The following is a 21162-nucleotide window of genomic DNA, read 5'->3' as shown; positions in this document are numbered from 1 at the left end:
AATTGAATGTCCAGTAACAAATTTGGAGGAAGCGTATATGTATCAAACAATTATTATCGGAGGCGGACCTAGCGGCTTAATGGCGGCAGTAGCTGCAAGCGAACAAAATGACAACGTTCTACTCATCGAAAAAAAGAAAGGTCTAGGTCGTAAACTCAAAATATCTGGTGGCGGTAGATGTAACGTAACTAATCGATTACCCTATGCTGAAATTATTAAGAACATTCCTGGAAATGGGAAATTTTTATATAGTCCCTTTTCAATTATTGATAATGAATCCATCATAGATTTTTTTGAGTCTAGGGGTGTTAAATTAAAAGAAGAAGATCACGGTCGTATGTTTCCAGTTTCCAATAAGGCACAAGACGTCGTTGATACTTTAGTGACAACTATAGAAAATCAACATGTAACGATTAAAGAAGAAGAAGCTGTTAGTAGAATCGAAGTTAATACAGACCAAACTTTCACTGTACATACTCAAAATAATAGTTATGAAAGCCATTCGCTAGTAATTGCTACAGGTGGTACAAGTGTCCCTCAAACTGGTTCAACAGGTGATGGTTATAAGTTTGCACAAGATTTAGGTCATACCATTACGGAGTTATTCCCGACCGAAGTTCCAATTACATCAGCTGAACCTTTCATTAAATCCAATCGTCTAAAAGGCTTAAGTTTAAAAGATGTTGAATTGTCAGTACTTAAGAAAAATGGTAAAAAACGCATCAGTCATCAAATGGATATGTTATTTACTCATTTTGGTATCAGTGGTCCAGCTGCATTAAGATGTAGTCAGTTTGTTTATAAAGAACAAAAAAATCAAAAGACACAGCATATTTCAATGGCAATCGATACATTTCCTGAATTAAACCATGAACAATTAAAACAACACATCACATCATTATTATCGGACACACCAGATAAAATCATTAAAAACAGCTTGCATGGACTAATTGAAGAGCGCTACTTATTGTTCATGCTGGAACAAGCTGAAATCGATGAAAATACCACATCACATCACTTATCAAATCAACAATTGAACGACTTAGTAAATATGTTTAAAGGGTTTGTATTTAAGGTAAACGGGACATTACCTATAGATAAGGCATTTGTCACAGGTGGTGGTGTGTCACTAAAAGAAATTCAACCTAAAACCATGATGTCTAAATTAGTTCCTGGATTATTTTTATGTGGTGAAGTATTAGACATACATGGTTATACTGGTGGTTATAATATTACAAGTGCACTCGTAACAGGACATGTCGCTGGATTATATGCCGGTCATTACTCACATGCATCAATGGAATAATAGTATAAAATTGGGTTCGATTCTCTCTAGTAGATCAACCTTTTCATTCAATTAAAAATGACCTTAATATAACTGAGTCACTAAAAAGTGTCGTTATATTAAGGTCTTTTTGTTTATTATGATTCTTTTTCTTTTTTAGAACGTCTTCTAGCTAATAATGCTGCGCCTGTAATTAGTGCTAATTCTTTTAATGGTAAATCCATTTCTTCAGAACCAGTATTTGGAAGTTCTTTTACAACTTTTCGCACTTCTTGTTTATCTTCTTTTTTAATAGGCGTACAAACTTTTGGAGCAGGTTGCCCCACTTTTGGTGACGCTTTTATCACTTCAGCAGGTAATTTAATTGCTAAAATTTCATCAATAATGAGTTGCGTATGTTTTTTGATGTCATTTAATGTCGCATCTTCATCAACCATTCTATTGCCATCTGCAACATATTGATCAATTAATGCTTTTACTTTAGCTAATTGTTCTGGTGTTGCGATCGCTTTGAATTTCGCATATGTTTGTTGAGCAATGTTATCAATGCGCAGTAAGCTATTTTCTTTTTCAGTAATTACTGCTTCTATATCGCCTAATGCAACATTAAATCGTTTTAAAACTGCATCAACATCAGCATTAGTGCGTGCTGTTTTTAATTCTTCATCCATTTGTAATTTTAATGCAGTTATAGCTTTTAATGCATCAGCCTTATTACGATCACTTACTTTTCGATAATTTTGCACTAAATGTGTAACACGTGCAAGATCATCATTAATCGTTTTTTCAGCATCTGGCTTTTTAATAGGATGTACGTCTAAATCATGTATTGTTTGTAGATTTAATGTTGCTGTTTTATCAACTTGTGCATTGCTACGATCTTGATCAATTTGTCCAATAGCAGTGTCATAAATGTTTTGTAACTGTGCTAAAATACTATTTCTTTCTTCTACTGTTGCTTGAACATTCGCTTCAATTGCTTGTTTCTTATCGTTGAATAATGTTGTTAATTGTTCTCGCGCAGTTGCTTTTTTATTAATAACAGGTTCGATTTCACGAATTTCGTTTTTCCCATCATGCAATAAATATGCCACATCAGCATTAGTCACTGCACCAGCAATTTGTTGTTTAGCTTTAATTAACTCTTTTTCAACTTGTACTATTGCAGCATTTTGTTCTTCATCTGTCGCTTCGTTATTTGCTTTAATTAAATTAATTTTATTTGTAGCGATATTTTGAATTTGTTGTAATGCTGTTGCTTTAACTGTTGTCGCTGGTTTAATTTTTGAAATAATATTTTGAGCATCGATACTATTTTGATTAACTTGCGCAGTCTTATCTGCGTGATTGATCTGATCAATAGCTTGATTAAGTGCTTGTTCTACTAAATGTTTAGCAGCTAATCTTTCTTCTTCGGTAGATAAATCACTTTGATCAATAAGTGCATTTTGAGCTTCAGCTTTTGCGCTGACAGATTGACGCGCTGCTGGTTTAACTTGAACTTTAGGTAAAATCACTTTGATGTTGTTGTTACCATCAGCCTCAGTTTGATCCACTTCTGCATTCGTTTTGTTTTGTGCAATATCATTTTTAATTGCATTAACAATTTTATTTAACGCAGCAATAGCAACATTTCGTTCATCTTGCGTTGTATCTAGCGTATTTCGTATTGCATCGAGTTGATTATTATTACTTTCATCAATGTTATCCAACGCTGCACGTTTGCGTCTAACTTTCGGTTTAATTTGTTCGATTGCCTTAATCGTTTGGTTTCTAACATCATTGACAGCTGCATCTTGTGTCGTATTGTCTATATCTTGTTGACCTTGTTTAAGTGTGTCGTTTATTTGTTGGTTTGCTTCATCTAATTCATCTGTCGTAGCATGTGGTGTATCTTTTATAGATTCTACTTGGTTATCTGCGCTCGCTTTTATGGCTTCTTGAGCTTCAGGTTTAACCACAATGTGCGGTTCTACGCCTTTTAACGTAGCAATACCATTTGATTCAACACGTTTCACATCATTATTCGCTATTGCTTGATTAATGTTTTGTAATGCACGTTTTTCATTATTCGCTAATTGATTTAAAGCAACTTGTTTTTCTTCATCAGTCGCATGTTCCGCTTGCTCAATTTCGTGCTTTTTAGCTTCATATTGTTGCTTAACTGCATCTCTAGCAGCTGCTCTAACAATATGGTCAGGCGTCACTAATGCAATGTCGTCAAGCGCTTGATTTGTTGAGTCATTAACTTGCTGATTTGTTCTATCATTCGTGATATTTGTCATAGCTTTAGCAACTAAATCATTGATTTTATCTAACGCCGCTTGTCTTTCTTCTGCTGTCGCTTCTTTATCTTGATTAATTTGCGCACGTAATTCATTCGCTTTTTGATTGATTTTTTCACGTGCTGCTGGTTTAATTTTTGTTTCAGGTTGAATAATTTTAATCGCTGATACACCATTTGTTGCCGCTTGATTCACCTGACTATTCGTTTGAGCTTGGTCAATAGCTGCAAGTGCTTTTTCTTTTTCTTTAGCTAATGCTTGTAAAGCAACTTCTTTCTCATTATCTGTTGAATCAAGACTATTATCAATTTGCTGTTGCTTTTCTTTAACAGCTTTTTCAATATCTGCAATTGCCTTTGGTTTAATTACTACTTCAGCTTCAACATTATCTATAGCATTAATCGCTTGATTTGTAGTTGCGTCTACCTGATCATTTGTTTGGTTTTGATTAATTTGATTAAACGCTTGATCTTTAAGTTGATTGATTTGATTAACTGCAGCCTGCTTTTCTTCGTCAGTTGCATTAGGTGTTTGTTTAACCGCTTCAATACGCTTCGCTACTTCAGCAGTGATTTTATCTCGCGCTGCTTGTTTTTTTACAACGTCAACTTGAACAGCATCGATATTATTCTCTGCCACTGTCGCAGCTTGGTCTACTTCCGCATTTGTATTTGCTTGTTTAATACTTTCAATAGCTTGTTGTCTGTCTTGATTTAAAGTATTGATCGCAGCATTTTTCTCATCATCTGTTGCATCTGGTGTAGCATTGATTTCAACTAATTTAGCACTATAATGCTGATTGGTTTGTGCTAATGCTGCAGGTTTTTTTACAATATTTGGCTGAATCGCATTAATTGCTTTTGTACCTAATTGTTGTGCTTGATCTACTTCTGCATTAGTATCAGCTTGATTTATATTATTAATTGCCGTTGCTAAATCTTGGTCTACTTGATTTAATGCTACTTGCTTTTCTTCAGTGGTTGCATTTGTATTTTGATTAATTTCTTGTTTTTTTGCAGTTGCTAAGTCCGTTAATACACCTGTAGCAGTTTGTTTCTTCGTTACATGCGGTTGAACTGCACCGATTTGATTGACTGCATCGTCTCTAATACTATTGACCATCGCAGTAGTAGACGTCACACCAATATCATTTAATGCTCTATTTTTAAGTGTATTGACACGATTTATCGCTTCTTGTTTCTCTTCTCGAGTCGCGCCAGGTGTAGCATTGATATTTGTTATCGCCTCTCGCGCTTTTTCATTTACAGCATTGCGTGCATCCGTTTTAACTTGTGTTGCCGGTTGAATCACAACTATATTTTGTGTGCCCTGATCTTTTGCTTGTGCAACTTCTTGATTCGTATCTGCTGCATTAATATTTTGCTTCGCTGTGGCTACAGCTTGATCAAGCAATTGTTGTGCTGCTTGTTGCTCTTCTAAGGTCGCATCATTATTATTAAATATCGCATTATGTTGCGTTTCCGCACTTTGATCAATAGCGTTTTTAGCATCTGTTTTAACCTTTGTAGCTGGTTCAATGGCTTGTATACCTTGAATTGCATTTGTCTTTACTTGCTCAACATCAGCATTGGTATTAGCATTTAATATATTAGTATTCGCAACAGCTACAGCAGCATTTACTTTCTCTATTGCTGCTTGTCTTTCTTCTTGAGTCGCATCAGGATTTGCATTGATCTCTGCGATATGCTGTTGTGCATCATGTGATACGGCATCTCTTGCTGCTTGCTTGACAACAGTTACAGGCGCAATAGGATTAATGGCATTCAGACCATCACCTTTGGCAGTATCTACATCATCATTGGTTGTCGCTTGATTGATTTGTTCTAATGCGTGGTTCGTGGCTTGCGTTAATTCATTCAATGCTGCATTTTTCTCTTCTTGTGTTGCTTCTCTATTGCTATTTATTTGTTGTCGTTTCGTTGCTGTCGCTTGATTAATTGCATCTCTTGCAGCTTGTTTGTGTGTCACTTGTGGCGCAACTGCACCAATTGTATTAATACCATTATTTTTAGCTGTTTCAACATCAGCATTGGTAGTAGCATTCGTAACATTATCAATAGCATCTGTTTCATCCGTTGTTAATTGATTTAATGCATCTTGAATTTCATCTTGAGTAGCATCTGGCGTGTGATTGATAATTTCTCTTTGTTTCGCTGCTTTATCACGTATAGCTTGTTTAGCATTTGGTTTAACAACTGGTGTTGCAGTGTCTCCACTTAAAGTCTGTATACCTTGATCTTTAATTCTAGTAACGCCATCATCAGTCGTTTGGTCACCAATATTCCCAATAATTTCATTTTTATGTTCCTCGATGACTTGAATCGCTGCTTGTTTTTCTTCATCTGTCAGTTCATCATTTTGGTTAACTAAATCTTCCATGTCATCAACTTTTCTATTAACGGCATTTTCAGCGTCAACACTGCGAATTAACGTATGTTGCATCTGATTTGCTAATGAATCGATATCTGCTTGAGAAACTCTTTTGTTTAAAGGTACATTGTTACGGTTTTCATCTAAAATTGTTTGTGCGCGTCTTTTAAGATCATTAAAAATATCTAATGATGCAAATGTATAATCCGCTTGTTGAATTCGTCTATCGACTTCGGCTTGCAATGCGTCTTTATTCATGATGATATCAATTGTATATGGATTTGTACTTACAGTATGACTTTCAGCAGGTGAATTAATAAAATCTTGTGAATATGTTTTATACGTTAATGTATCGTTAAATGTTACTGTTCTTGGTGTTGGCACATTGTTCACACGTAGCTTATACTTCAAATCCAATATTTTATCAGGCATTAGTCGTGCCGGCGAATTCCCTGTACCTCCACCAGTACTTTTAATTGTAATAATTCGATTTGCTGCGTCATACGTCACATTCATATCATTAATATCAACACCTGAATTACCGCTAGGAAAATCTTTAGTCAATGAATTATTTACATATTCAACACCTTCAGGTAATTGAATTTTATATACAAAATCATCTGTATTGAATGAAGCGCCAAAGTTACCATTATTCTTTAATGACGTTGTAACTGTAAATTCTTTATTATTTGTTGCTGTTGGCTCCATTGTACGTCTTTCAACATAGACATGTGACCCAGAATGAAGACCGATTGAGTCTACAAAGTCATAGTATTTATATCCATCTCGTAATTGATAAATACCACGTGCATCTGTTATTGCGTCATTTTTAGGTACAAATTGAATTTTTAGATGACTAACATTTTCAGGTACTTTTAATAAGCGCCAAATCGGACCATAAGCAACTACTTTTTCACCAATAACAGTATCGTTATCAGCATTTTTAATGATTAAATTTGTCATACCTTGATAGTTTTTAGTAGTCATAGTATTAAATTCAAAGATTAATTCAGAATTCGGATTTACTGTTAATGTTTTCTCGATACCATTAAAATCGCCATGATCATTTGTATCATTTCCTCTAATACGACCCAATGCAATTACATTGCCTTGCGCTTGATAGTTCTTGGCATCTCCTGAATCAAACATGCTCGTTCTTACCATTGCATGACTAAACACCCCTACTTTACCACCATTAATCAGTGTGTAGCCTGGTAAATTATCAACAACAGTTACTGTAGGCACAGAACGGTTCGTACTTGGTCTAATGTTGTTATCATCAAATGAAAGCACTTCGTTAGGTGCATTTTGTCCTATATTATTGGCATTGGGATCAGTTGTTGGCGTGTATGGCGCTGTAATTGCAACTGGTGCACTACCGTTTCCTGCCGTTGGATCTGCTGGTGTTGCATTAGGATCTGTTGGCGCAGCACGTCTGCTTCTCTTTTTCGGTCTATTAGATGCTTCTTCAGCAATCGCAACTAACTCTGGCTTATCAGACGAATGACGAACATCTTCTTGAATTTCTTTTAAAGTCAGATGACGCGCTGAATCATTGTTATCTGTATTATTAGGCACGTTTAATGTATTGTTATTTGATGCTAAATTATTATTTGTATTCGCCGCTGGCTCTGTTGCTGTTGAATTAGCATTAGAATTATTATTATTTTGCGCAGGCGACGCGCTAGGCTGTATTGGAGCAGGCCCGACTTGATTTGCCACATCAACGTTTTGATGATTAGTCAATGCTTGATTTGTTGATGTATTGTCTGTTGCATGTGCATTAGGAGTATTTTGCGAATCATTTACTATGTCTCGATTAGTATCGGCATTTGTATTTTGTGAGTTGCCAGGTAATGCTTGATTTGAACCACCTTGCACATTATGATCCGTAGTTAAAGCTTGTGCACCATTTGGGTTTGAAAGTAATAAAACTGTCCCGATTAAAGTAGAGAATATCCCTACTTTATATTTTCTAATACTATATTTATTTTTCTTTAACAAATTCATTTCGTTTTCCTCCTGGTTGTCTATTCTCTGCTGTGTTGTTTAGAATTATGCTAAAAATATAAGCTCCCCGATTATGTTTATAACCATATTATTTTGTACAACATTTTAAGTTCACTCAATTTTATCATCATCATTTTATAAAATAAAGTTTTATTTTATTACAATTTAGTTTCCGTTTTGTAATTAATCACTTAAAAAATCATAACAAGAACGCTTTAGATTGTTTTGTAACAGAAAGCAATTCATAGCAAAAAACACCAAGCAACCGAAACGTTACTTGGTGTCATTACAAATGTAATATTATTTTAAATTATGTCACTACTTTAAATACTTTTTATTTCCAAACCTTCATCGCCCCAAGCGTGCATGCCGCCTTCGACATTTACGGCATCAATGCCATTTGCCTCTAAATATTCTACAACTTTAGCGCTTCGAACTCCACCAGCACATACAATATAGTATGTCTCTTTTTTGTTAAATGCATTTAAATTGTCGGGAATGGTATCCATTGGAATTAACTTTGCATTAGGTATATATCCCATTGCTGTTTCTTCGTCAGTACGAACATCAACAATTTGAACTGGTTTAGATTCTAAAAGTTTGGTTTTTAATTCATCTGTAGTAATTGACTTCATTTTAAAGTCCTCCTTATAACATTATTTAGCTACAATATTGACTAATTTTTGAGGAACAGCGATGACTTTCATGATGTCTTTACCTTCAATACTCGCTTTAACATTGTCATTAGATAAGGCAATTTCTTGCATTTCTTCTTTTGATGTATCTTTAGCAATTTTAATTTTAGCTCTCAATTTACCATTAACTTGAACAACGATTTCTACTTCATCATCTACAAGTAGTGCTTCGTCATAAGTTGGCCAAGGTTGGTACGTAATAGACTCTTCATGTCCTAATTTTGACCATAATTCTTCACCGATATGTGGTGCAATAGGTGCTAACATTTTAACGAAGCCTTCAATGTAAGGTTTATAAACTTCATCAACTTTATAACACTCATTAATAAATACCATTAATTGACTAATAGCAGTATTAAATCCTAATGTTTCAAAGTCTTCTGTTACCTTTTTAACAGTTTGGTTATAAACTTTATCTAAAGATTTATTATTTGTAGTTACTATTTTTGAACTTAATGTTCCATCTTCATTTACCATTAAACGCCATACACGATCTAAGAATCGACGAGACCCATCTAATCCTTTTTCACTCCATGCAATTGCAGCATCTAAAGGTCCCATAAACATTTCGTAAAGACGTAAAGTATCTGCCCCATGAGATTGTACTATATCATCAGGATTGATTACATTTCCTTTAGATTTACTCATCTTCTCATTACCTTCTCCTAAAATCATACCTTGGTTAAATAATTTTTGGAAAGGTTCTTTTGTAGGTACGATACCTAAATCATAAAGTACTTTATGCCAAAATCTTGCATACAATAAGTGAAGCACTGCATGTTCTACGCCACCGATATATAAATCAACAGGTAACCAATGTTTTAATTTTTCAGGATCTGCTAACATATTTTCATTTTTAGGATCGATGTAACGTAAATAATACCAACAACTACCTGCCCATTGTGGCATTGTATTTGTTTCACGACGCCCTTTCATACCTGTTTTTTCATCTACAACATTTACAAATGAATCAATATTAGCTAGTGGTGACTCACCAGTCCCTGATGGCTTGATTTCATCTGTTTCAGGTAACAACAATGGTAGCTCTTCTTCAGGAACAGTTGTCATTGTTCCATCTTCCCAATGAATGACAGGAATTGGTTCGCCCCAATAACGCTGACGACTGAATAACCAATCTCTTAATTTGTAATTAACTTTCTTTTCGCCAGCACCTTTTTTCTCTAATAATTGAATAGCTTTAGTAATTGCCGCTTCATTTTCTAAACCATCAAGTTCACCAGAATTAATATGTTTACCTTCACCAGTGTATGCCGCTTCTTCAACATTTCCACCTTCAATGACTTCAATGATTGGCAAATCAAACTTTTTAGCAAATTCATAATCTCTGTCATCATGCGCTGGTACTGCCATAATTGCACCAGTACCATATGTTGATAATACATAATCAGCAATCCAAATTTGTACTTTTTCACCAGATAAAGGATTAATTGCATATGCACCAGTAAACACACCTGATTTATCTTTTGCTAAATCTGTACGTTCTAAATCAGACTTTTTAGAAGCTTCTGTTTGATACGCTTTCACTTGATCTTTATATTCATCAGTTGTAATTGAATCAACCAATGCATGCTCAGGACTTAAGACTAAGAATGATGCACCATAGATTGTATCTGGTCTAGTCGTAAATACTTCTACTTTTCCTTCCGAATTATCTACATCAAATGAAACTTTGGCACCTTCTGAACGTCCAATCCAGTTACGTTGCATATCTTTTAAAGACTCAGGCCAATCTAAATCATCTAAATCTGCTAATAATTGATCTGCATATTCTGTAATTTTAAGTACCCATTGTTTCATTGGTTTACGATAAACTGGGTGACCGCCACGTTCAGATACACCGTCAATCACTTCTTCGTTAGATAAGACAGTACCTAATGCAGGACACCAGTTAACTGCAACTTCGTCAACGTATGCTAAACCTTTGTTATATAACTGTATGAAAATCCACTGTGTCCATTTATAGTATTCTGGATCTGTTGTATTAACTTCACGATCCCAATCATAACTGAACCCTAATTCTTTAATTTGTCGTTTAAAAGTTTGGATATTTTTCTTTGTAAATTCACGTGGGTCGTTACCAGTATCTAAAGCATATTGCTCTGCTGGTAATCCGAATGCATCCCACCCCATCGGATGTAATACATTATATCCTTGCATTCTCTTATATCTTGAAATGATATCTGTTGCTGTATAGCCTTCAGGATGTCCAACATGTAAACCAGCACCTGATGGGTATGGAAACATGTCTAAAGCATAAAATTTCTTTTGACCTAAGTTATCATTTGTTTTAAATGTTTTATTTTCGTCCCAATAGTCTTGCCATTTCTTTTCAATTTGATTGTGGTTGTAATTCAACACATTTCCTCCTATTCAATAAAAAAAGACACCTCTAACTATTCTATTTACATAGGGACGACATTTGCCGCGTTACCACCCTATTTCACAAAAATTGTGCACTCATTTTAATAGTAAGAGATGTCATTCATTCAATTTAAAATTAATACGATTTACATTTAGTCCTTAACACTAGCTCTCAGCATCACTAGCTTTCTGTAGAAAAGCTCCAAACGAAATTAAATTATACAAATTAATATTATGTTATAACGACATTTATTTCAAGTCTATAACGTTAATTCTATTTACTCATTATGCATCTATTTTTTTAGGTTGCGTATTATTCTCCTTGAAAACCATTAATAATATTAATGCAAATACAAGTAGTACCATCATACCGATAAACATCATGCGCATATTAAATGCATCAACTAATACACCACCAAGAAATGGACCGAATGCTTTTCCTACTGTAGCAGCTGAATTCACAAAACCTTGGTACTGTCCTTGCTTACCATCTGGCGCTAACTGATTGGCTATAGTTGGAACTGCAGGCCATACAAACATTTCTCCAAAAGTTAAAATAATCATACCGACAACAAATATTGTAAAGTTTTCGGCAAAACTCGTGACAAAGAACGACAACATAAAAATGATGATGCCGACAAACATTTGCTTCTTTAAGTTTCCTTTTAACAGATAGAGAATTGGTTTAATTAATGGTTGTGCTACTAAAATCATTATTCCGTTAATTGTCCATAAAACACTATATTGTGCCATTGAAATATTAATCGATTGTGTAAATGATGCGATTGTAGACTCCCATTGAATATACGCAACCCAACAAATTGCAAACATTGCACAAATTAGTACTAATGAAATAAATCTTGCTTTATTCTTTTTACCAGTAATATCTAAATGAGTTGGATATTTAACTTTCGCATTAATTTCAATATTAAATTGCGTTACCGCGACAAGTGCAAACACAACATACATAATAAGATTGGCTAAAAAGATATAGTTAAAGCTAAATTCTGCGACAAAGCCGCCCATTGCAGCGCCGACAGCAACACCAATATTTTGCGCTAAGTATATCGCATTAAACGTTTGTCTTCCGCCATTCGGCCACACTGCTCCAGCCATTGCGTATATCGCAGGAATAATCATTCCGCCACCAAAGCCTAACATTACAAGCCATACAGCATACCAAGGCCACCCGTGAAAGAAATTAAGTAGCGTTGTACTACAAAGACAAGTGAAAGTTCCAATTAAAATCGTCTTGTATCCACCTAATTTATCAAATAGTGAACCACCTAATAAGTTTCCAATAACCATGCCAAATGAATTTATCATTAGCACTAAACCAGCAACAGTTAAACTTTTTCCAAGTTCTTGTTTCATATAAATTGTATTTAAAGGCCACAAAAAACTGGAACCAGTAATATTTAACGCCATGCCAATTACTAGCCACCAGACTGATTTAGGTATATTCATATTTCATAGTTCCTCTCTCTTTTTTGTCAAACTATAATAAACACTATAACATTAAAATATGTTAAAATCTGTACTTAGAACTCTTTTTTTATAGAAAGGAAAATGACTTATGGGCAATCATTTCCAATACGCTTTTGAAAACAAACGTTATCACACATGGAATTACCATTTAAAAAATAAATTTGGACAAAAAATATTTAAAGTTGCATTGGATGGCGGGTTTGACTGTCCTAATCGTGATGGCACTGTAGCACATGGTGGATGTACATTTTGTTCTGCTGCAGGTAGTGGAGACTTTGCAGGTAATCGTGCAGATTCAATTGCAGTACAATTTAAAGAAATTAAGGAAAAGATGCATGAGAAATGGCACGAAGGAAAATATATTGCTTATTTTCAGGCATTTACAAATACACATGCACCAGTTGAAGTGTTAAAAGAAAAATTCGAACCTGCACTTAAAGAACCGGGTGTTGTGGGATTATCTATTGGTACGCGTCCTGACTGTCTACCAGACGATGTTGTCGAATATTTAGCAGATTTGAATCAACGAACATATTTATGGGTTGAATTGGGACTACAAACAATCCATCAATCAACATCTGATTTAATCAATCGTGCCCATGATATGCAAACTTATTATGATGGCGTGGCAAAATTACGTAAACATAATATCAATGTATGTACACACATCATTAATGGCTTACCTGGCGAAGACTATGACATGATGATGGCTACTGCCAAAGAAGTTGCACAAATGGATGTACAAGGTATTAAAATTCATTTACTTCATTTGTTAAAAGGTACACCGATGGTAAAACAATATGATAAAGGTTTATTAACTTTTATGACTCAAGAAGAATACACAAACCTAGTTGTAGACCAATTAGAAGTGATTCCCCCTGAAATGATCGTTCACCGAATTACCGGTGATGGTCCAATAGATATCATGGTCGGTCCAATGTGGAGTGTTAATAAATGGGAAGTATTAAATGGCATCGACGCTGAATTAGCACGTAGAAATTCTTATCAAGGCTTGCGTTACAAGTCTAAGGTGAAGCAATGAAATTAGAACGAATACTCCCCTTTTCAAAAACACTTATTAAACAACATATAACACCAGAAAGTATTGTTGTAGACGCAACTTGCGGTAACGGCAATGACACTTTATTTTTAGCCGAACAAGTACCAGAAGGACATGTTTATGGTTTCGACATTCAAGATTTAGCTTTGGAAAATACACGTGATAAAGTTAAGGATTTCAATCATGTTTCTTTAGTAAAAGATGGACATGAAAATATTGAACATCATATAAATGATGCACATAAAGGTCATATTGATGCAGCCATTTTTAACCTAGGTTATTTGCCTAAAGGTGATAAATCTATCGTGACAAAGCCTGACACGACAATCCAAGCTATTAATGCGTTATTATCTTTAATGTCAACCGAAGGTATTATCGTATTAGTTATCTATCATGGTCATAGTGAAGGCCAACTTGAAAAGCAAGCTTTGCTTGATTATTTGAGTACTTTGGAGCAAAAGCATGCGCAAGTTTTGAAATATCAATTTTTAAACCAACGTAATCATGCTCCATTCATTTGTGCCATAGAAAAAATTTCTTAAACATTTGCTGCGCTATACTTTTTTATAATTTAGGATTGAGTAGCTAACATTTGAAAAAAATATCAACGACAAAAAGAGGTTTTCAACTTAATGAAAACCTCTTTTTATGCTATTAAACTTACACAGCAATAATTGCGTTTAAACTATTTTGCATTGCTGTTGCTCTACTTGCAATCGCATCACTGATGAAATTCAACAACTCTACTTTCTCTTGTTGTAACTTTTCATTGAAATGAATAATAACTGTTCTTTCATCGTCAACAGGACGCTCTTTGTAAATCCATTCTAATTCAACTAAATTATTATACGTTCTAGTACGCTTATACGGTTTAACTTCAACAAATCTGTCCATTTCTTTAAGCGTCATAGAACCTTTTTGCCATAAAGTTAGTAAAATTAAAATTTCTTCTCTAGACATTTTGTACTCGCTTTCAATCTCGCTGAAAATTGAGTTAATGTCACCCAAAAGTGTTTCTAATTGCAAAATCCCAAATACAGTATCGTTATTTACTTTTTTCATGCTATACATCTCCCAATTAATAATCACATATTTAGCTACCATACAAGTATTAACAAACATCCCAACAATCCCAAAACTTATATGTGCTAACTTATGCATAAAACTACAAGTGTAAATAAACTTGCTTTCTATTCAATTGTCTAAGTTGAATAAAATTAAATAAGTATAAAAACCAATAATCACTAGAGTTAATATTTAGAAATAAGATAATAGTACATAAAACAAATCACTCTATTACATATTAATTTTATAATTTATATACAAAGAAAATATATCAATATTACCATTAAATTGCAACAATTCTACATATATTTCTTCAAAAAAGATACGCATTGAATTTTTATTACATATAACTCTCATGAAAATTGATTAAACTAAATTAATTAGTTACCTTTAAATTTAACAAATTAAATCAAACCGAATGAGACTAAATTGGTTATTTTTCAAGATATGATTTGCATAAATCAAAACATTTCTTACAAATCAAATGTGTATAAAATGTGATATACATTCTCAACCTTAAAAAAGTTTAAAAAAAAGATGAGCATCTACTGTCTCACCTTTTTAGAATATTAAATTTCTACAATTTCGTCATCTTCAACAATAAAGCCCATTGTATTGACGCTATTATTTAAGAAAGTCAGAATATAACGCATTACTTCATCGCGTTCTGGCTCATTGTGAACCTCGTGGTAAAAACCTTGCCAAGCTTTAAAATATAATTCAGGTGTTTGATATTTTTCTTTAAACTCATCAATTGCCCTAGTTTCAACAATTAAATCCTTCGTTCCATACATTAATAGTGTTGGCATTGGTTGAATGTCATGAATATGAGCCATCGTATCTTTCATCGTCTCATTAATTGTGTTATACCAATGATACGTTGCTTTTTTTAACATTAAACCATCGTTAACTGTTTCTTCAACAATTTCTAAATTACGTGTTAAATCTTTTGGTTCTACACCAACATTAAAACGTGTGTCTTTTGAAATTTTACCTATATTTGAAACAAGTTTATCTTTACGATTTTTTCCATTCTTTTGAAGTTCTAGCATAGGAGAAATTAACATCATCCCCTCGATTGGCAATTCTACTTTTTCAAGTAAATTTAATAAAATCAAACCGCCAAGTCCTACCCCTAATACATAAGTAGGAATTTTATATTCATTAGCTATCTTTAACCAGTCTAGCAAACTTTCGTGATACGTTTGAAAGTTTTCAATTTGTCCTTTATTAGCTCTTGAAGTTTGACCTTGACCAGGCAAATCTCCCATAATCACATGATAGCCATTTCTTCTTAACATCGTAATAACATATGCATATCTTCCCGTATGTTCTAATATATTATGAGCAATAACAACGACGCCTTTCGCATCATTTTCAGCTTCCCACTTCCACATTATTATACTGCCCCTTTTTCATTAATCTTCAATAACATAATTATAGCAAATTCACTATGTAGATTTCTATTTATAGTATTATTGTTGTCCATATTATTATATACAAATGAAATCAACATCAATAATAGTGTAATTATACATAATTATTTTTAATTGTTTTTGATGAAAACGCTTTCTCGAATATTTTTTTCATGCTAAACTTATTGTAAACACAAGGGTTTGGAGGAGTAGCAATGGCACTATTAAAGAATTTTTTTATCGGATTATCTAATAATAGTTTTTTAAACAACGCAGCAAAAAAAGTGGGCCCACGTTTGGGTGCCAATAAAGTCGTTGCCGGAAATACAATTCCAGAGTTAATTAATACAATCGAATACTTAAATGACAAGAATATCACTGTTACGGTAGACAATTTAGGGGAATTTGTCGGTACAGTTGAAGAAAGTAATCATGCTAAAGAACAAATTTTAACAATTATGGACGCGCTTCATCAACATGGCGTAAAGGCACATATGTCTGTTAAATTGAGTCAGTTAGGTGCAGAATTCGACTTAGAATTAGCTTACCAAAATTTAAGAGAGATTTTACTTAAAGCAAATACTTACAATAATATGCATATAAATATTGATACTGAAAAATATGCTAGCCTGCAACAAATTGTTCAAGTTTTAGATCGATTAAAAGGCGAATTTAGAAATGTTGGTACTGTAATTCAAGCATATTTATACGATAGCCATGAATTAGTTGATAAGTACCAAGATTTACGATTACGTTTGGTTAAAGGTGCATATAAAGAAAACGAATCAATTGCATTTCAATCTAAGGAAGACGTAGATGCAAATTACATCAAGATAATTGAACAACGTTTGTTAAACGCACGCAATTTCACTTCAATTGCAACACATGACCATCGCATCATTAATCATGTAAAACAATTTATGAAAGAAAATCACATTGAAAAAGATCGTATGGAATTCCAAATGCTCTATGGTTTTAGATCAGAGTTAGCAGAAGAAATTGCAAATGAAGGATATAATTTCACTATTTATGTACCTTATGGCGATGATTGGTTTGCGTATTTTATGAGAAGATTAGCAGAACGCCCACAAAACCTTTCTCTTGCTGCAAAAGAATTTGTGAAACCTGCTGGCTTAAAACGTGTTGGCATAATTGCAGCTTTAGGAGCTACAGTTATGTTATGTTTAAGTACAATTAAAAAATTATGCCGTAAATAGAGCTTGGCATAAACAATAATTTAGGAGTCTGGAACATTAATCAGTGTTCTAGGCTCCTAAATATTATATTGGCAGTTCTGAATCATTTATAAATCTTTGATTATGAACTCACAACAGCGCTCTATGCTTTTATAGATTTTAATAAATTAGCCATTTCAATTGCACTTACTGCTGCTTCGGCACCTTTATTGCCAGCTTTCGTACCTGCTCTTTCAACAGCTTGTTCAATACTTTCAGTCGTTAAAATACCAAATATGACTGGTACATTAGTTTGATCATTTACTTTAGAAACACCTTTCGCGACTTCATTACAAACATAATCAAAATGAGACGTAGCACCGCGAATTACGCATCCTAATGTAATTATTGCATCATAATTTCCTGATGAGGCTAATTTTTTAGCTACTAAAGGAATTTCAAACGCACCCGGAACAAATGCAACATCAATATTGTCTTCATTAACATCATGTCGAATCAAAGTATCTTTTGCACCTTCAAGTAATCTTCCAGTGATAAAATCATTAAATCGACTAACTACGATTACAACTTTCAATTCTTTTCCAATTAATTTACCTTCAAAATTCATGTTAAAGTCCTCCTATATTAAATGACCCATTTTTATTTTTTTCGTTTCCATATAATCATGATTATGTACCGTTTCTGGTACGATAACTTCAATTCTTTCTGCAATATCAATGCCATATTGTTTTAATCCTTCGAATTTACTTGGATTATTACTTAATAAATTGATATGTTCGATGTTAAAATATTTTAAAATCTGTGCAGCAATATGATAATCTCGCAAATCTTCATCAAAACCTAATGCTAAATTTGCAGTTACTGTATCATATCCTTGCTCAATTAATTCATATGCGCGTAATTTGTTTAACAATCCTATGCCACGACCTTCTTGAGGTAGATAAATAATCATGCCGCCATGTTCATTGATATACTTCATAGACGATTCAAGTTGAGCACCACAATCACAACGTTGACTATGGAAAATATCGCCTGTAAGGCACGCAGAATGTAAGCGTACATTTTCATGTTGTCGAATTGCACCTTTTGTCAGTACAACTATCTCTTCATCTGTGTAAGTCGCTTTAAAACCATACATATCAAATGTTCCGAAATCTGTAGGCATTTTCACTTTTGCCTTAAATTCAATTTCTGGTTCTAATTTTTTACGATATTCAATTAAATCATCAATCGTAATCATCTTTAATTTATGTTTTTCTTTAAACTTTTGTAAATCTTGTCCTTTCGCCATCGTGCCGTCATCATTCATAATCTCACAAATGACACCAGCGGGCTTGGCACCAGTAAGTTTAGCTAAATCAACAGCCGCTTCAGTATGACCATTACGAGCTAATACCCCTTTATCTTGTGCTACTAATGGAAATAAATGACCAGGACGATTAAAATCTTTAGCTTCACTACTTGGATCAATGAGCTTTTTGGCAGTCAATGTACGTTCATAAGCGCTAATTCCTGTTGTTGTATCTACATGATCAATACTCACTGTAAATTGCGTACCAAAGATGTCGGAGTTATCATCAACCATTTGTACCAAATCCAAACGTTGTGCAATATCTTTAGACACTGGTGCGCATATTAATCCCCTTGCTTCTTTCGCCATAAAATTAATGGTATTATCGTTCATCCATTCAGTGACCGCTACTAAATCACCTTCATTTTCACGATTCTCATCATCTACTACAATAATTGTTTCTCCATTTTTTAAAGCCATTAAAGCACTGTCAATATTATCGAATTGCATGCTACCCCTCCTAAAAACCAAATGCTCTTAATTTATCTACAGATAATTGGTCTTTATCCTTATTTAAAATATTTTCAACATATTTAAACAAAACGTCTGTTTCTAAATGTACTTTATCTCCTAATTTTTTGGATGATAAAATCGTTGAACGCCTCGTTTCTGGAATAAGATGAATGTCAAAACTGTTATCATGTTTGTCAAATACCGTTAGACTTACACCATCCACAGTGATAGACCCTTGTTTCACTAACTGCTTATTAATATGTTGGCTACATTGAATCGTAATAATTTTGGCATTGGCTGTTTCATTTATTTTTGAAACTGTTCCTAGTTCATCTACATGACCGAGGACAAAATGTCCACCAAACCTACCGTTACCACTCATGGCACGCTCTAAATTTACTTCTGATTGTCGCTTAACATCTGCTAAATAGGTTTTATTTTCAGTGCCTTTAATTACTTGTACAGTAAAAGATGTCTGATTAAAATCAATCACTGTTAAACATGCACCATTAACACTGATGGAATCACCAATATGCATATCTGCCGTAATCTTATGTGCTTCGATTTCAATCGTCCTGACTGATTGACGAATTTGAACACTTTTAACGACACCTATTTCTTCAACGATGCCAGTAAACATGCATCATCACTTCTTTCGTAAAGTTAATTTGACATTTTGATTTAATAACTCGGAATGAACAATTTCAAATTGGTTCGCATCTGGTATCTCAATCACATCATTTGTTTGATAAAATTGATAATTTCCAGATCCGCCAATTAATTTCGGGGCATAATAGAGAATAAATTTGTCTATATAATTAGATTGGAGAAATTCTGAAGTAGTGGTTGGACCTGCCTCGACTAGCAAAGTTCCAACTCCTCTTTTATATAAATTGTGAAGAATTGTTGTTAAATCACAAGACTTCAAGTAAATAATTTCAATATGTGTTTGATTGGTTGTTAAATTTGGATTTTCAGTATATATCCAAATTGGTGTTGATTCATCTTGATAAATTTGCTGATTAAAATGAATATTCCCAGACTTAGACAATATTACTTTTATAGGGTTTTTTCCATCTTGAATACGTGTAGTATATTGTGGATCATCTAATTCAACTGTATGTCTTCCAGTTAACACTGCATCGTGTCGATGTCTTAACTTATAGACATCTTGTTTAACCTCTTTGTTAGTAATCCATTGACTTTGTCCATTATCATTCGCTTGTTTACCATCTAAACTTGCAGATACTTTCACTGTAATTTGTGGCAGTTGCTTTGCTTTTGCTTTAAAAAAGTCTTGGTATAATTGTGATGCACGTTCATCATCAACGCATTCAACCTCAATACCGTGATCCCGTATCGTCTCATCACCATGTGTATCTAACGAATTGTCTTTTGTTGCGTAAACTACTTTAGCTATCTTACAATCAATTATTTTGTTAACACAGGGTGGCGTTGAACCAAAATGACTACATGGCTCTAACGTAATATAAATCGTCGCACCTTCAGCATTTTGTTGTGCCATATCAAGTGCTTGAACCTCCGCATGCTTGTCACCTTTTCTCAAGTGTGCACCAATACCAACAATCCTACCTTCTTTAACTACAACAGCGCCAACGGGTGGATTAACACCTGTTTGACCTTGTACCATATTTGCAAGTTGAATCGCATAATCCATAAATTGACTCAAATGATCACCTCTATAAACAAAAATCCTCACATCATGAATTAAGATGCAAGGAGAAAAATTTATCGTTAAATAAGCCTATTTGTACACATTTTTACAAATACGCTACATTATCTTTGTCGATAATTAACATTCTTTCTCCCATCCAGACTTTAACTGTCGGCTCTAGAGTCTCACTAGATCAGCCACTAATACGAAACATATTAGCAGGTCGCAGGCTTAATTTACTGCCGGTTGGGAATTTCACCCTGCCCCGAAAGAATTATATATGAAATTGTTATAGATTATTTGAGTACGTAGTATGTCAACTACATTTAAAATGATACTATATGTTTTCTGAAAAAACAATTAATGACGGTTTTAATTTAATATAATCTGAGTACTATAGGCATCTCATTG

Annotated in this window: 15 protein-coding genes and 1 riboswitch; of the genes, 4 read left to right on the top strand and 11 right to left on the bottom strand. The window is 33.8% G+C overall.

Translation table 11 applies throughout. From position 1 onward, the window contains the following. Positions 1-37 precede the first annotated feature (37 nt). Entirely contained in the window at positions 38-1306 is a 1269-nt protein-coding gene (locus NST10_RS01375; protein ID WP_000284993.1) for an NAD(P)/FAD-dependent oxidoreductase, read from the top strand. Between the two features lie 116 nt (positions 1307-1422). Here the strand turns inward: NST10_RS01375 and sasC are convergent, their stop codons facing one another. The 4 genes from sasC to NST10_RS01355 all read right to left on the bottom strand — a co-directional run bounded on the left by sasC (position 1423) and on the right by NST10_RS01355 (position 12515). Beyond that, positions 1423-7971 (bottom strand): LPXTG-anchored aggregation protein SasC, encoded by a 6549-nt coding sequence (gene sasC, locus NST10_RS01370; protein WP_339210719.1) that lies wholly within the window; start codon positions 7969-7971, stop codon positions 1423-1425. 323 nt (positions 7972-8294) lie between these two features. Further along, positions 8295-8606, bottom strand: coding sequence for a rhodanese-like domain-containing protein (locus tag NST10_RS01365; RefSeq protein ID WP_000836472.1), 312 nt, complete (start codon positions 8604-8606; stop codon positions 8295-8297). A gap of 21 nt (positions 8607-8627) precedes the next feature. Next, positions 8628-11045 (bottom strand): leucine--tRNA ligase, encoded by a 2418-nt coding sequence (gene leuS, locus NST10_RS01360; protein ID WP_001573995.1) that lies wholly within the window; start codon positions 11043-11045, stop codon positions 8628-8630. A 288-nt stretch (positions 11046-11333) separates the two neighbouring features. Then, positions 11334-12515: an MFS transporter gene (locus tag NST10_RS01355; RefSeq protein WP_001025064.1), complete on the bottom strand. Its 1182-nt coding sequence runs from the start codon at positions 12513-12515 to the stop codon at positions 11334-11336. Positions 12516-12624: 109 nt separating this feature from the next. On the opposite strand from NST10_RS01355, the gene NST10_RS01350 reads away from it, so the two are divergent. Together NST10_RS01350 and NST10_RS01345 are read left to right on the top strand one after the other, a co-directional pair. Beyond that, positions 12625-13578: a TIGR01212 family radical SAM protein gene (locus NST10_RS01350; RefSeq protein WP_339210714.1), complete on the top strand. Its 954-nt coding sequence runs from the start codon at positions 12625-12627 to the stop codon at positions 13576-13578. After that, positions 13575-14138, top strand: a complete 564-nt coding sequence (locus tag NST10_RS01345; RefSeq protein WP_000764425.1) for a class I SAM-dependent methyltransferase — start codon at positions 13575-13577, stop codon at positions 14136-14138. The genes NST10_RS01350 and NST10_RS01345 overlap by 4 nt, the downstream gene beginning before the upstream one ends. Positions 14139-14256: 118 nt before the next feature. Here the strand turns inward: NST10_RS01345 and NST10_RS01340 are convergent, their stop codons facing one another. The 3 genes from NST10_RS01340 to NST10_RS01330 form a co-directional block, all read right to left on the bottom strand. Beyond that, positions 14257-14658, bottom strand: a complete 402-nt coding sequence (locus NST10_RS01340; protein WP_000757543.1) for a MarR family transcriptional regulator — start codon at positions 14656-14658, stop codon at positions 14257-14259. Positions 14659-15230: 572 nt separating this feature from the next. Then, complete coding sequence (locus tag NST10_RS01335; protein WP_000266099.1) at positions 15231-16058, bottom strand: alpha/beta hydrolase; 828 nt, start codon at positions 16056-16058, stop codon at positions 15231-15233. A gap of 2 nt (positions 16059-16060) precedes the next feature. Further along, a complete protein-coding gene (locus NST10_RS01330) occupies positions 16061-16180 on the bottom strand; it encodes a hypothetical protein (protein ID WP_014937042.1) in 120 nt (39 codons plus the stop codon). Positions 16181-16291: 111 nt separating this feature from the next. On the opposite strand from NST10_RS01330, the gene NST10_RS01325 reads away from it, so the two are divergent. Then, entirely contained in the window at positions 16292-17293 is a 1002-nt protein-coding gene (locus tag NST10_RS01325) for a proline dehydrogenase (RefSeq protein ID WP_339210703.1), read from the top strand. Between the two features lie 121 nt (positions 17294-17414). Here the strand turns inward: NST10_RS01325 and ribE (NST10_RS01320) are convergent, their stop codons facing one another. From ribE (NST10_RS01320) to ribD, 4 genes are read right to left on the bottom strand one after another with little or no spacing between them, the layout of a single operon-like run. Further along, the gene (gene ribE, locus NST10_RS01320; RefSeq protein ID WP_339210700.1) at positions 17415-17879 is read right to left on the bottom strand and encodes a 6,7-dimethyl-8-ribityllumazine synthase; all 465 of its coding nucleotides are present in this window, start codon (positions 17877-17879) and stop codon (positions 17415-17417) included. A 12-nt stretch (positions 17880-17891) separates the two neighbouring features. Then, the gene (gene ribB, locus NST10_RS01315) at positions 17892-19073 is read right to left on the bottom strand and encodes a 3,4-dihydroxy-2-butanone-4-phosphate synthase (protein WP_001159032.1); all 1182 of its coding nucleotides are present in this window, start codon (positions 19071-19073) and stop codon (positions 17892-17894) included. A gap of 10 nt (positions 19074-19083) precedes the next feature. Then, positions 19084-19716: a riboflavin synthase gene (gene ribE, locus NST10_RS01310; RefSeq protein WP_000493891.1), complete on the bottom strand. Its 633-nt coding sequence runs from the start codon at positions 19714-19716 to the stop codon at positions 19084-19086. A 6-nt stretch (positions 19717-19722) separates the two neighbouring features. Next, positions 19723-20766, bottom strand: coding sequence for a bifunctional diaminohydroxyphosphoribosylaminopyrimidine deaminase/5-amino-6-(5-phosphoribosylamino)uracil reductase RibD (gene ribD / locus NST10_RS01305; RefSeq protein ID WP_000077342.1), 1044 nt, complete (start codon positions 20764-20766; stop codon positions 19723-19725). A gap of 126 nt (positions 20767-20892) precedes the next feature. Further along, a riboswitch (FMN riboswitch) is annotated at positions 20893-21028 on the bottom strand. Between the last annotated feature and the right edge of the window lie 134 nt (positions 21029-21162).

Source organism: Staphylococcus sp. FSL W8-0305, assembly GCF_037966415.1.
GTDB classification, from domain to species: Bacteria; Bacillota; Bacilli; order Staphylococcales; family Staphylococcaceae; genus Staphylococcus; species Staphylococcus aureus.
Note: the sequence above shows the minus strand (reverse complement) of the source record. Positions and strands in the feature narration are given on the sequence as shown.

Bases quoted from the DNA above. Each gene is read 5' to 3' on its own strand.
- NST10_RS01365 (WP_000836472.1), bottom strand. From the start codon at position 8,606: ATGAAGTCAATTACTACAGATGAATTAAAAACCAAACTTTTAGAATCT.
- NST10_RS01325 (WP_339210703.1), top strand. From the start codon at position 16,292: ATGGCACTATTAAAGAATTTTTTTATCGGATTATCTAATAATAGTTTT.
- NST10_RS01355 (WP_001025064.1), bottom strand. From the start codon at position 12,515: ATGAATATACCTAAATCAGTCTGGTGGCTAGTAATTGGCATGGCGTTA.
- NST10_RS01345 (WP_000764425.1), top strand. From the start codon at position 13,575: ATGAAATTAGAACGAATACTCCCCTTTTCAAAAACACTTATTAAACAA.
- NST10_RS01375 (WP_000284993.1), top strand. From the start codon at position 38: ATGTATCAAACAATTATTATCGGAGGCGGACCTAGCGGCTTAATGGCG.
- ribE (WP_339210700.1), bottom strand. From the start codon at position 17,879: ATGAATTTTGAAGGTAAATTAATTGGAAAAGAATTGAAAGTTGTAATC.
- NST10_RS01335 (WP_000266099.1), bottom strand. From the start codon at position 16,058: ATGTGGAAGTGGGAAGCTGAAAATGATGCGAAAGGCGTCGTTGTTATT.
- ribE (WP_000493891.1), bottom strand. From the start codon at position 19,716: ATGTTTACTGGCATCGTTGAAGAAATAGGTGTCGTTAAAAGTGTTCAA.
- sasC (WP_339210719.1), bottom strand. From the start codon at position 7,971: ATGAATTTGTTAAAGAAAAATAAATATAGTATTAGAAAATATAAAGTA.
- ribB (WP_001159032.1), bottom strand. From the start codon at position 19,073: ATGCAATTCGATAATATTGACAGTGCTTTAATGGCTTTAAAAAATGGA.
- NST10_RS01340 (WP_000757543.1), bottom strand. From the start codon at position 14,658: ATGAAAAAAGTAAATAACGATACTGTATTTGGGATTTTGCAATTAGAA.
- NST10_RS01350 (WP_339210714.1), top strand. From the start codon at position 12,625: ATGGGCAATCATTTCCAATACGCTTTTGAAAACAAACGTTATCACACA.